At 64.9% G+C, this 12194-nt stretch carries 12 protein-coding genes; 2 read left to right on the forward strand and 10 right to left on the reverse strand.

What is annotated here, in order from left to right; translation table 11 throughout:
• From manA to KAZ48_03745, 8 genes are all read right to left on the reverse strand, one after another.
• On the reverse strand, positions 1-1104 hold a 1104-nt coding region (manA, locus tag KAZ48_03710; GenBank protein ID MBP7971883.1), incomplete at its 3' end, for a mannose-6-phosphate isomerase, class I.
• A 132-nt stretch (positions 1105-1236) separates the two neighbouring features.
• The gene (locus KAZ48_03715) at positions 1237-2385 is read right to left on the reverse strand and encodes a hypothetical protein (GenBank protein MBP7971884.1); all 1149 of its coding nucleotides are present in this window, start codon (positions 2383-2385) and stop codon (positions 1237-1239) included.
• Between the two features lie 7 nt (positions 2386-2392).
• A complete protein-coding gene (locus KAZ48_03720; GenBank protein MBP7971885.1) occupies positions 2393-2557 on the reverse strand; it encodes a Trm112 family protein in 165 nt (54 codons plus the stop codon).
• 15 nt (positions 2558-2572) lie between these two features.
• Positions 2573-3955 (reverse strand): phosphomannomutase/phosphoglucomutase, encoded by a 1383-nt coding sequence (locus tag KAZ48_03725; GenBank protein ID MBP7971886.1) that lies wholly within the window; start codon positions 3953-3955, stop codon positions 2573-2575.
• A gap of 22 nt (positions 3956-3977) precedes the next feature.
• Complete coding sequence (locus KAZ48_03730; protein ID MBP7971887.1) at positions 3978-4388, reverse strand: DUF3499 domain-containing protein; 411 nt, start codon at positions 4386-4388, stop codon at positions 3978-3980.
• Positions 4389-4418: 30 nt separating this feature from the next.
• On the reverse strand, positions 4419-4841 hold the full coding sequence (locus KAZ48_03735; protein ID MBP7971888.1) for a metallopeptidase family protein: 423 nt from the start codon (positions 4839-4841) through the stop codon (positions 4419-4421).
• A gap of 201 nt (positions 4842-5042) precedes the next feature.
• Positions 5043-5300, reverse strand: coding sequence for a WhiB family transcriptional regulator (locus KAZ48_03740; GenBank protein ID MBP7971889.1), 258 nt, complete (start codon positions 5298-5300; stop codon positions 5043-5045).
• A gap of 147 nt (positions 5301-5447) precedes the next feature.
• Positions 5448-8108: a bifunctional FO biosynthesis protein CofGH gene (locus tag KAZ48_03745; protein ID MBP7971890.1), complete on the reverse strand. Its 2661-nt coding sequence runs from the start codon at positions 8106-8108 to the stop codon at positions 5448-5450.
• On the opposite strand from KAZ48_03745, the gene KAZ48_03750 reads away from it, so the two are divergent.
• Together KAZ48_03750 and KAZ48_03755 are read left to right on the forward strand one after the other, a co-directional pair.
• Complete coding sequence (locus KAZ48_03750; protein ID MBP7971891.1) at positions 8107-9096, forward strand: 2-phospho-L-lactate transferase; 990 nt, start codon at positions 8107-8109, stop codon at positions 9094-9096. The two genes, KAZ48_03745 and KAZ48_03750, sit on opposite strands and share 2 nt — an antisense overlap.
• Positions 9093-10463: a coenzyme F420-0:L-glutamate ligase gene (locus tag KAZ48_03755; protein MBP7971892.1), complete on the forward strand. Its 1371-nt coding sequence runs from the start codon at positions 9093-9095 to the stop codon at positions 10461-10463. Before KAZ48_03750 ends, KAZ48_03755 begins: the two co-directional genes overlap by 4 nt.
• Positions 10464-10519: 56 nt before the next feature.
• Here KAZ48_03755 and KAZ48_03760 read toward each other — a convergent pair whose 3' ends face one another.
• Both KAZ48_03760 and KAZ48_03765 read right to left on the reverse strand, forming a co-directional pair.
• Complete coding sequence (locus KAZ48_03760; GenBank protein MBP7971893.1) at positions 10520-11437, reverse strand: DNA-3-methyladenine glycosylase 2 family protein; 918 nt, start codon at positions 11435-11437, stop codon at positions 10520-10522.
• A gap of 47 nt (positions 11438-11484) precedes the next feature.
• Positions 11485-12186: a CPBP family intramembrane metalloprotease gene (locus tag KAZ48_03765; protein MBP7971894.1), complete on the reverse strand. Its 702-nt coding sequence runs from the start codon at positions 12184-12186 to the stop codon at positions 11485-11487.
• Positions 12187-12194 lie beyond the last annotated feature (8 nt).

Consider the following 12194-nt stretch of genomic DNA (forward strand, 5'->3'; position numbering starts at 1 on the left):
GAAGGCGGTACCGGCGGTGACAATCTCGACGGCTGGCTCCCCAGCCAGCACGGTCGCGGCCTGGCCTCGTTCCAGCACGAACGCCTGCTCGCCGCAGGTGACATCGCATGCGCCGTCGACGGCGAGCACCAGCCGGTACCGACCGCTGGGGGCTGACACCGTCCCGCCACTTATCCGCTGGACGGCAAAGGGCGCACCCACTGGGGCGTAGGTCATGGTCGTCCCACCGTCAGCGGTGGCAGTGGGTTCAGGTGACAGCCGCACTGGCTGCAGGGTCGGGTCGAGTGCTGCAAGTGCCTCATCAACGGCGACCACCTTGGGCGTCAACCCCAGCCGAAGCACGTTGTCGCTGGACGTCATTACCTCCACCCCGGTTCCCTGAACGTAGGCGTGCACGACACCCGCTGGCACGTAAACCGCCTCGCCGGCCGACAGGACCTGGTGATCGAGCAGGGCGGCAACCAACACACCGGGGTCACCTGGGTAGTCATCGGCGACCAACTCGAGCGCCTTCACGCCGCCGGGGTTCAGCCCGGCCGCCTGGGCTGCCGTCGGCAGGCTCGCTGTGAGGTCGGGCAACTGTTCGGTGGGGATGGCCAGCAACGCACGGATCGCTCCCGCCGGGTTCCCAGCAGCAAGCAAGTTGCCCGCCGTCATCGCTGGTCCACCCACTGCCGACAGGATCGCCTCCGCGAGGTCAGCGTCCCGCAGGCCCTGCAGCGCCGAGAATGGCCGCAACGCGATCAGCATCTCGGTCTTGGCCAAGGTGTCTGCCAGCAACGTTGGCATGTCGGGGGCCTGCTGGGCGGCGAAGATCTGTTCAGCCAGATCCGCCGAGGGATGGATTTGAATCGACAGTGGATGGGCTGCCGCAAGCAGCTTGACCAACACCGGCGCCTCATCGGGGTCAACGGCGTCTCGCAGAGTCTCGTTGCGCTCTGAGTCCAGCAGGGCCGACGCGCCATTGGGGTGAGCGCCGAACCACAACTCCGCCTCCGGACGCTGTGGGTCAGCCGATGCGATTTCAGCGCCGCTCTGCCATTCGCGGAGGCCGCCGGGCACCCCCCAGGCATACGTCTGCAGGTGGCCGGCAATTCGATGCATCGTTCCTCCCAGCGGTCAGGTGGGTTCCTTGCCCAACGCGACGCAAGGCTAGCGGGGAACCAGCGCATGTGGCCGGTGGAACGACGTCGCACGCAGCCAGCGGCCTGACCGAGACTCCCGCGAGCCCAAGAGCTAGCTGCGCAGAACCCGTCCATCGAGCTCGTTGGTGCTTGCCATTGGATCGATGCCGAGGGCGATCGCGGCGTAGACGCTGGCGAAATCGGTTGGTCCGATGAGCGAGACCAGGCGCTCCAAGGGGTGACCTGGTTGGGCGGCCATCGTCAATACCGGGACGCCACGGGTGCGGGCAACGTCGAGGGCGGCATCAGCCAAGGCAGCGGTACCCGGGTGTTCGTCGGCATCACGCAGCAGCACCAGCCGTAGCCTCGCCGTGGGCTCAGGCTCATCCACCCGATCGCGGAAGATGTCATCGGCCTCGACCCGCCCAGCCATCGGCCCGGCCAACAGTGCCGACTGAGTGCGCGCGGCCTCGGGCAACGCACCGGTTACTACCGGCACGCCGGTGTTCTCGATGAGCTGTCGGCCAAAGCGGCGCGCGGCCACCGATCCGACGTCACCGGTGCCCCACAGCACCGGCAGGGACATCGCGACGTCGATTGCCCAGCGTTTGGCCTGGTTGTTCATGGTGTCCCGCGATGGCGCACACCGGTCGGCGACGTCATCGAGTTGATCGGCGGCACGTTTCACCGCACCGGGGGCATCATCGACCAAACCGAGTGCCCCTCCGACAAGCAGCAACGGGGTCGCCAAGCTCCAGAGCAAGCTGCGGGCACGCCAGTTGGTCCCCAGCGGTGGCTTCCCAACATCGAAACGCAAAGCCGCCCGAGTCTGATCCGTGATTTGCGACAACGCCGTGTTTGGTGGACATACCGCGAGCAGCCCACAGCCACGTCGAACAGCTTCGGCGGCCACGGACAGGGTCTCCGGGGTTCCCCCCGACGCGGAAACCGCAGCGACGAGATCGGTCGGACCGACCCACCCCGGCAACGATGGTCCGCCGGCGGAGACGACCGAGACCGGCGAGCCGGACCCCGTGACGGCGGCCAAGATGTCGCCCGCGGCCCGTGATCCGCCACCGCCGACTACGACGATCGACCGTGGCCGCCCCTCATCCACAACGCGATCCAACAGCGACGGCTCGATCAGGGTTGCCGCCGCGCGCATGCTGGCTCCGGCGCTAGCCGTGATCGGCAACAACTCGCGGGTGTCGGCCTCGGCCATGCCCTCGGGGTCGTCTAACAGCAGGTCATTGAGTTCCATTGGGCACTTACGGAACTGCTGGCAGTGCTTCAGAGAGCAGCATCACGGGGATGCCGTCCCGGATGGGAAATCGAAGTCCGCACTCGGTGCAAACGAGGAAGTCACCCTGCTGCTCGACTGGGGCGTGGTGCTCAGCCGGGCACGCCAGAATATCGAGCAATTTCGCGTCTATGGTCATGCAGACACCCTATGAGGCAAACGCCGCCAGTATCGACAGCACCTCGTCGCGCAGTTGCTCCAGCTGGACCGAATCGTGTGCCTCGATGTTGAGTCGCAGTAGCGGCTCGGTATTGCTTGGTCGCAGGTTCAGCCACCAATCGGGGGTGGAGATGGTGACGCCGTCGAGGGTGTCGATGGAGATCTGGTCGCGGTTCTGAAAACTCTCCATGACCGCGACCATCGCGGCGGGTGGGTCAAAGACGCTGGTGTTGATCTCACCACTACGGCAATAGCGGGTGTACTCGGCAAGTTCGTCGGACAGCCGTGTGCCGGCCGGGGTGTGTCCTAGGAACGACAGGATGTGCAGGGCAGCAAGCATGCCGGAGTCGGCCCGCCAGAAGTCCCGAAAGTAGAAGTGGCCGGAGTGTTCACCGCCGAAGACCGCGCCCGTTTCGGCCATGGTGGCCTTGATGTACGAGTGACCGACTCGCGTGCGCACCGGTCGACCACCATGCTCGGCAATGATCTCGGGCACCGCTCGACTGGTGATCAGGTTGTGAATGACCGGCGAACCCGGCGCCTTAGCCAACTCCAGCGTGGCGATCAGAGCCGTCAACGTGCTCGGGTCGACGATCTCGCCTCGCTCGTCGACGACGAAACATCGGTCGGCGTCTCCGTCAAATGCCAGCCCTAGATCCGCCCCGTGCTTGACCACCGCCGTTTGCAGGTCGCGCAGGTTGGCCGGTTCGATCGGGTTAGCCTCGTGATTGGGAAAGGTGCCGTCAAGTTCGAAGTACATCGGCACGATCTCCAGCGGCAGTGGGCCCAGTACTGCCGGTGCCGTGTATCCGCCCATCCCGTTGCCAGCGTCGATGACGACCTTCAACGGTCGCAAATCCTCTAGGTCGACCAGGTGCCGCAAATAGATCGCGTACGCGTCGAGCATGTCTTCCGAGCGCAGGTATCCGTTGGGACCATCGAATGCGGGGATTCCCTCGATGATCATCTGCTTGATCTGCGCGAGGCCAGTATCGATGCCTACCGGCGAAGCGCCCGCCCGGCACAGCTTGATGCCGTTGTAGTCAGCCGGATTGTGGCTCGCTGTGAACATGGCACCGGGCATGTTGTGCGATCCGGACGCGAAGTAGATGCCATCTGTGGAGCACAGACCGATCTGAACCACATCGCAGCCCTGGTCGATCACGCCTTGACAGAAAGCGGCGACAAGGTCGGGGCCCGATGGGCGCATGTCGTGGCCGACGACCACAGCGCCAGCGCCGCCATCTCGGGCCGCAGCGCCGATGACTCGGACAAACGCGGCGCCAACATCGTGGGCCAGATTGGTGTCGAGTTCGTCGGGCACAAGACCACGAACGTCATAGGACTTGATCACGTTGTCGAGAGAGGGCATCCCCGACAGCCTAGGCGAGCGGTCAGTCGACCGTGCGCAGCACCCGAAGATGACCGCGTCGGGAGACCTCAATCGTGTCTGGATGATTGGTCACTTCTGCTGGCCGTTGTTCTTCCTCGCGCGGGCGAGCTGCCTCGCGAACGGCGTTGGCCAGAGCCTCAATATCGTCGCTGGAGGGCTTGAGCGCGTCGGGATCTGGCTCGAGCCGCAGAATCTCCCACCCAACCGGCGCGGTGAGGCGCTCGGAATGCTTAAGGCAAAGGTCGTAGCAGTGCGGCTCGGCATAGGTGGCCAACGGGCCGAGGACCGCCGTGCAATCCGCGTAGACGTAAGTGAGCGTCGCAACGGCCTGCCCAGTGCACGAAGGCTTTGAACACACTCGCTGTCGCTTCACGTGCGCACCGTACTGCGGGTTGCCGACACAAACCAGCATTGGCCCCTCGCTTCACCCTGGCGAGTCTGTTCAGGTCCCTGGGTTGTAGTCGGGGTCAACCTGCTGCGGCGCGATCCCGAACAACTCGGCGACAAGCTCAGCAATCACATCCTGGATCAGCGCCTCGCGCTCCTCTCCCGGAGCGGACCTGAACTCGACCGGCCGACGGTGCACGATCAGTTGCGGTGGTCGGATCGAGGTCGGCGCATGGATACGGCCCAGGGGCACCGGATCTGGTGATCCGTCGCGACGCGCACCGGGCGGAACCTCCTCGACGATGACCTCGACGTCGTCAAGCTCGGGAATTGCGCGCTGGATCCGCTCGACGGACAGCAGGACGAGTTCGTCGAATTGCTGAGCGCGGCTCTTGGAAATCGGCAGGGTCGACAACGTCAGCGTCCCGCGCAGACCGCGGCCGCGACGGTCCCGGGACTTTCGGGTCGGACGCGCAATCTCCACCCGGTCACCCTACGTGGTTGAAATGACGTGCGAACGCACAACGCAGAGACGCCGCCCCAGCGGCCGACTGTCGGCCTTGGGGCGGCGTGTCTGGCGGCACGTGCAACGGGCGAGCCGTCACTGGCCACAGTGTTGGGGAGGGAAGTGCGTCGGCCCGGGCTCAGGAGGGGGAAGGCCCGGCACGACCGATTGAGGCTAGGCCGTCAGTTTCTTCAGGCGGCGTCGCTCACGTTCGCTGAGGCCGCCCCAGATTCCAAATCGTTCGTCGTTCTCAAGCGCGTAGTCGAGGCATTCGACCCGTACCTCGCAGGCCATGCAGACCTTCTTGGCCTCGCGCGTCGATCCGCCCTTTTCCGGGAAGAACGCTTCCGGGTCAGTCTCGGCGCACAGCGACTTCTCCTGCCAACCGAGCTCTTCCAAGTCTTCTAACGGGATTCGATCTAAATCTTCCACCGCGGTTTCCCTCCTGAGGGTTCGAGTACCTGCCGCCTCCGGATCCGCTTCCCCGCAGTCCGAATGACAACAATGGAATTACACAAGTGACATGCATCCTGAGTCAAGCGGAATGGAACATCTGGGGATGGTTTACGGGTTTGACCACTACAGATGGTCCGAATGGATGACCTCGTCCACCGGTAACCGCACAGTTATCCCCAAGTCGTCCACATTCTTGTAGGTCGTAGTGCGCTGTCTCGCGGGTCGACTCGCGAGTCCAGCCACCGATACGAGCTCCTCGGCGGTCATCGCGGAGCCGAATTCGGACCCAGCCATCCTGGAAATCGTCTCCTCCATCAAGGTGCCGCCCAGGTCATTGGCGCCGGCTCGCAACAGTTCCGCACAGCCAGCAGGGCCGAGTTTGACCCAAGAGACCTGAATGTTGTCGATGGCGTCGGCCAACATCAGCCTCGACATCGCGGTTACCGCGATGTCGTCGCGCATCGTCGAACCTGACCGCGCCACGCCCGCCAAATACAGCGGCGCGTTGTGATGCACAAAGGGCAACCCGACGAACTCAGTGAACCCCCCAGTTCGCTGCTGAATCTGGCGAAGCAGCCGCAGGTGCGCCACCCAGTGCGTGGGTGCGTCCACGTGGCCGTACATCATCGTTGAGCTACTCGGTAGGCCCACCTCATGCGCGGTCGAGACGACCTCGATCCAAGCGGCTGTCGGCAGCTTGCCCTTGGTCAACACCCAGCGAATCTCGTCGTCCAAAATCTCGGCGGCGGTTCCCGGAATCGAATCCAGCCCTGCCTCGCGCGCCTCGATCAGCCAGTCCCGGATCGACATCCCGGATCGGTTCGCGCCATTGACGATCTCCATCGGACTGAACGCATGCAGATGCATCTGCGGCACCCGAGATTTGACTGCTCTGGCGAGGTCGAAGTAGGCCGTACCGGGCAGGCTCGGATGGATGCCGCCCTGCATGCACACTTCGGTGGCGCCGGCCACCCACGCCTCGTGGACCCTGTCCCCCACTTCGTCCAAGCTGAGGGTGAAGGCATCAGCATCGGATTCGCGCTGGGCAAAGGCGCAGAATCGACAACCCGTGTAGCAGACGTTGGTGAAGTTGATGTTGCGGTTGACCACGTAGGTGACGTCGTTTCCGACGATCTGAGCGCGCAGATCATCGGCGATGGCGGCCAGCGTCACGAGCGCCTCGCCGTCACATGACATCAACGCGGTGGCGACGCGATCGTTGGTCGGATCTGCCAAGGCGGCTGGATTCGATTCAGCCATTCGCAGGCCAGCACGGACGTCGGCGTCGATCCGGTGACCTGCTCCGACCTGTGAACGGCCCGCGCGGGCGGAGACCTCGTCCCAGTCGCCGTATACCGAGGCGAAGTCGCTGCGGGTCTGTTCAGACCGGCCGGTGGAATCGATCGTGAGGTTGAGATCGACCCGGCCCCCGGCTTCTTGGGCGGCGAACTGCTCGTAACCGTCGACGTCCTGCTGCCAGGGCAGGCCTATCGGCCTGACATCCGCACGTGCCAAGCCAACCGGGTCGGACAGTGCCTGCACGTGATCGCTCAGGCGGCGGTCAATCCACTGCGGGGCGGTCACGTACTCGGAATGCGCGGTCAACCGTGGCCGCAAGTCGAACCCGGCAGCCTCGGTGGCGGCGCGAACGACGTCGATGTGCGGCCAGGGCCGCTCTGGGTTCACATGGTCAGCTGTGATCGGGCTGATGCCACCCCAGTCGTCGACACCGGCGGCCAGGAGCCGCTCAAGTTGATCGGGATCGCTGAGGTTGGGGGGAGCTTGCACCCGAATCCGCGGGCCCAGTAGGACACGCGCGGTGGCCAGGGTCGCCAAGTACGCCTGCTCGCCGAGGTCGTTGGCGCCAGCCATCGCGGTGGCAGGTTTGGCACGGAAATTCTGGACGATGACCTCTTGGATGTGTCCGTGTTCGCGTGCGACCGCACGCAGAGCGAGCAGTGACTCCACCAACTCGATCGGGGTCTCACCAATCCCCACCAGCACGCCGGTGGTAAATGGGATTGCCAGCCGACCGGCATCCTCAAGTACCCGCAGCCGTACGGAAGGTTCCTTGTCGGGCGACCCGTAGTGGGCCAACCCCGGCGTCGACCACAGACGTCGCGACGTGGTCTCCAGCATCATGCCCATCGACGGTGCGACCGGACGCAGTTTGGCCATCTCTTCCCAGGTCATCACCCCGGGGTTGAGGTGCGGGAGAAGCCCCGTGTCTTCCAACACCAGAATCGCCATCGCTCGCACGTATGCCAGCGTGCTGTCGTAGCCGCGCTGGTCGAGCCATTCCCTGGCCGCAGGCCAGCGGTCTTCTGGCCGGTCGCCAAGCGTGAACAGCGCCTCCAGGCAGCCCTGTTGCGCACCCTGCCGCGCGATCGCAAGCACCTCGTCCGGCTCCAGAAACATTGACTGACCCGCGTGCCGCAATGCGGCGGGCGTCTGGACGAACGTGCAGTAGTGGCAGCTGTCGCGGCACAGTCGGGTCAGTGGGATGAAGACCTTGGGCGAATACGTGATGATTCGGCCCAAACCGCGAGCATCGACGCCCTGATTTCGCAGCGATGATGCGTGTGCCAGCAGCCGATCGAGATCTTCGCCGCGTGCGTCCAACAGTGCGGCGGCCTCGTCGACCGAGATCGACTGCCCGCGCTCAGCCCTCGTTACTGCCCGGCGGATTTGACCTGCCGTCGGTGCCGGGCCGGCGGAATGCACGTCGAACTGCGAGGAGGCCACGACAGCAGCGTAAACACCTGCTGGGAGGATCACTTTCATGCAGGTCACGGTCTTGGCTGGCGGCATCGGCGCAGCCCGATTCCTCGGCGGTCTCATCGCGGTTGCCCGGAGCAAGGAATCCGAACCCACGATCACTGTCATCGGCAACACCGGTGACGACATTCGTCTCTTCGGCTTGCAGGTGTGTCCGGACCTCGACAGCGTTATGTACACCCTTGGCGGGGGTGCATCGGTGGAACGCGGCTGGGGTCGCGAGGACGAGTCATTCACCGTGCTGGAGGAGTTGCGGGCCTATGGCGCCAAGCCGGATTGGTTCGGCCTCGGCGATCGCGATTTTGCGACTCACATCCTTCGCAGTCAGATGCTCGCCGGTGGGTATCCCCTGTCCGCAGTGACCGCTGCCTTGTGCCAACGATGGCAGCTACCGGTGACGTTGTTGCCGATGTCCGACGACCGGATCGAGACCCACGTAGTGGTCGACGATCCGGACACCGGCGAATCAACGGCCCTGCACTTTCAGGAGTGGTGGGTGCGCCATCACGCGGCGCTGCCCGCCAGCGAATTCATCATGATCGGTGCGGAAGACGCCGCCCCCGCACCCGGGGTCATCGACGCAATAATGTCGGCCGACCTCGTCGTCCTACCGCCGTCGAACCCGGTCGTCTCAATCGGACCCATCCTGGCGGTGCCTGGAATTCGCGCGGCTTTGCGCAGGACATCTGCGCCAGTGGTTGGGGTGTCGCCCATCGTTGGAGGCGCCCCACTGCGCGGCATGGCCGATGCCTGCCTGAGCGCGATTGGTGTACCGACGACGGCCCTCGGCGTCGCGCAGCACTACGGCTCGCGCACCGGCGACGGCGTGCTCGATGGCTGGGTCGTTGACGACGCCGACGCTGCCGCTGTCGCCGATATTGAGGCTCTTGGAATTGCTGCCCGGTCGATGAACACGATCTTCGATGATCTGGAAGTGACTTGCGACGTTGCCCGGGCATTGATCAGTATCGGCGAGCAAGTGCGAACAACGTGAGCCTGCAGCTTGTCGGGCTCACCGGTATCGGCGAGGTCACGGCAGACAGTGACCTGGTCGACATGATCACGTCAGCAGCCGCGTCCGTCGAATGGCCAGATGGTGCTCGCGGACTGCACCCTGGCGACATCGTCGCCGTCACCAGCAAGATCGTCAGCAAGGCAGAGGGCAGAGTCGAGGCGGCCAGCGATCGCGAGGCCGCGATCGATCGTGAGTCGGTGCGCACGGTTGCGAGCAGGACAACCGCCACCGGAGTCACCCGCATCGTCGAAACCAAGCACGGTCTGGTGCTGGCCGCGGCCGGCGTGGATGCCTCCGAGACGGAACCGGGGACGATCGTCCTGCTGCCAGCGGACCCCGACGGATCGGCCCGCGCACTGCTGGCCGGGCTCCGACGGGAGACCGGCATTGATGAGCTCGCCGTCATTGTCAGCGACACCATGGGCCGACCATGGCGAGAAGGAGTCACCGATGCAGCTATCGGTGCCGCTGGGATTCAGGTAGTAGAGGACCACCGAGGTCAAGAGGATCGGTATGGCAACCCCCTGGTTGCCACCGTCGTCGCCATCGCTGACGAGATCGCCAGCGCCGTCGACCTGATCGCCGGCAAAGCCCAGGGCATCCCCGTCGTGGTGGTGCGAGGCATGGCCGAGCACCTGCTCCCGGCCAAGGCAGCTGACCGCGGAGCGCGTCCACTGATCCGCGACGCCGCCGCAGACCTCTTCCGGCTCGGAACTGCTGAGGCGACCGCTTCCGGCCACGCCGCAGGTCTGATCGACGCGCCATTCCATCGCCGCACTGTCCGGAAGTTCACCGATCGGCCCGTGCCCGTGGAAGCCGTGGAAGCGGCGGTCGCGGCCGCAATCGCCGCACCGGCGCCGCACCACACCACGCCGTGGCGGTTCCTCCTGCTGGAGAATGACGCTACGCGGACCACACTGCTGGACGCAATGCGCGATCGGTGGCAGGACGACCTGCGCACGTTGGACGGTTACACCCCCGAGTCCATCGGCAAACGGGTTCAGCGTGGAGACGTGTTGCGTGCCGCGCCCTCGGTCATCCTGCCCTTCCTCAACCTGTCCGAGGCGATGCACGACTACCCCGACGAGGGTCGTAGTGGATTCGAACGAGACCTCTTCCTGGCGGCGGGAGGAGCAGCGGTGCAGAATCTGCTGGTCGCGCTAGCCGCGCGGAGTCTGGGATCCGCATGGATCAGTTCAACGATCTTCTGCCCCGATGTGGTCACCGAGGTACTTGAGCTGCCGCAGGACTGGCAGCCGTTGGGTGCGGTCGCAATCGGCTACCCCAAGTCAAACCCGGCACGCCGCGAGCCTCGACTGGCTGCGGACTACCTGATAATCCGCTGACGGCGACCCGTAGCGACGCGACCGCTGTCCGCCGGCCCGGTGGGGAGGCTTCGGGTCTAGCTCTTTCTCATGTCGTTGATTGTCATCCGTGGTCCTCGCCGTGGGCGCTTGCCTGGGTTCAACTCAACGAGTCGCTGCACGCGGTAGCGATGCCCAGCGAATGGTCGCAACAAGTGCGCCATCTGCTCATCGTCACCGTCCATGTCACCGGTCAGCGCGTAGACCACTTCCTTGGCGACGTGGTAGTCGCGGAAAGACACAGCGTCGGCGTCCCCGAGTGCCCGTTGGGCGGTCTCTGCCGCGGTCCACACGCCGACCCCAGGAATCGCTCGAAGTCGATCGTGTGACTGCGCCGCGGGCAACTGCGTACACCGCTCAATCTGGTCGGCAACCGACACCACCCGCAGCAACGTGTCAGCCCGCTTGGAGTCGACTCCAGCCTGATGCCAGCGCCAGGACGGAATGGACTTCCACCGATCAGCGGTCGGAAAGATTCGCAGCCCAGGTGGAGCATTCGGTGCGGTCGGCGCGGGCTCACCAAACTCTCCGACCAGTTCTCGCCATGCCCGCCATGCTTCTTTGCCTGTGACCTTCTGTTCCAGCACCGCCGGGACCAACGCCTCCAGCACGCGATCGGTGCGCCCTACCCGCCAATGCTGGAAGCGCCTGGCCACCACCTTCAGTGCTGGCGGGGCCAGAAAACCCGCGGGGTCATCGTCTGAACCCAGCAGGCGCGGTAGCCGAGCGGCCAGCCAGTCAGCGCCCTCGCCCCAGGCTGTGAGCTCGATCGATCCCCCACCATCGGCCGACAGTCGTTCCAGTCCGGGTCCCGCCGGAGTCAGCGTGGTTCGCCAGATGGCGCCGTCGGCAGCAGTCGCCCAAGTGGGGTCACCGGTCCCCCGTCGCAGGGGTTTCAGTTGCAGCTCCAGACTGACCGGCCGAGCTGGCCGCCAGCTCCGTTGACTGCACTTCATTGCCCCATCATCGGACACCGACCGAACCGGCGGTGCGTTCCGCCCGCTTAGAGGTCGCGGAGTCTGCGGGCGAAGGCCCAGGAGACGGCGAGCCCAATCCCGTTGAGCGAAGCGTGCAGCGCGATCGGGGGAAACAAGCTGTCTGTGTACCCCCGCAACAGGCAGAACCCAACGCCTGCCGCACCAGTGCCGAGGACGGTGAAGACCACACTACGAACCTGGGCACGACGGCCGTTGCCGAGCATGCCGGCGGCTTCGTGGTTGTCGTGGAACTCCAGGGACGGAAGGACGTGCCAGAACCCAAACAGGATCGAACTGACGGTGATGCCCGCAGCGAGGTTCCAGCCATCCGTGACGACCGCCAGCAGGACGCCGCGGAATGCGGTCTCTTCCAGCAACGCTGTGCCGAAGGGGATCCTGATCATCGAGTGATAGAGGACATTGAGCCACCCCTTTTCGGCGGCTCGCTTGTCATTGAACCCGCGCCTGGTCACGGGCAGGCTCGCGGCGATGGCGTAGAAGAGCGCAACGGCAAGGAAGAGCCCGATGGACCAGTAGATGCCCTGGTGCCAGGTGTTCCTCGCGAGACCGAGACTTGCCCACGACAGCCCGTCCAGTCGAGCGATCGCGAGTAGTACGACGGTTGCTGTCAGGCACACCAGCAGGTAGTGGCGCTTTGCCCAACGGTTATTGAGCAGATTGACCAGAAACAGCACCGCAATGACGGCAACGGTCGCGATGACGTGCATGAAGCGAT

This window comes from Candidatus Nanopelagicales bacterium (assembly GCA_018003655.1).
Taxonomy (GTDB): domain Bacteria; phylum Actinomycetota; class Actinomycetes; order S36-B12; family UBA10799; genus JAGNDY01.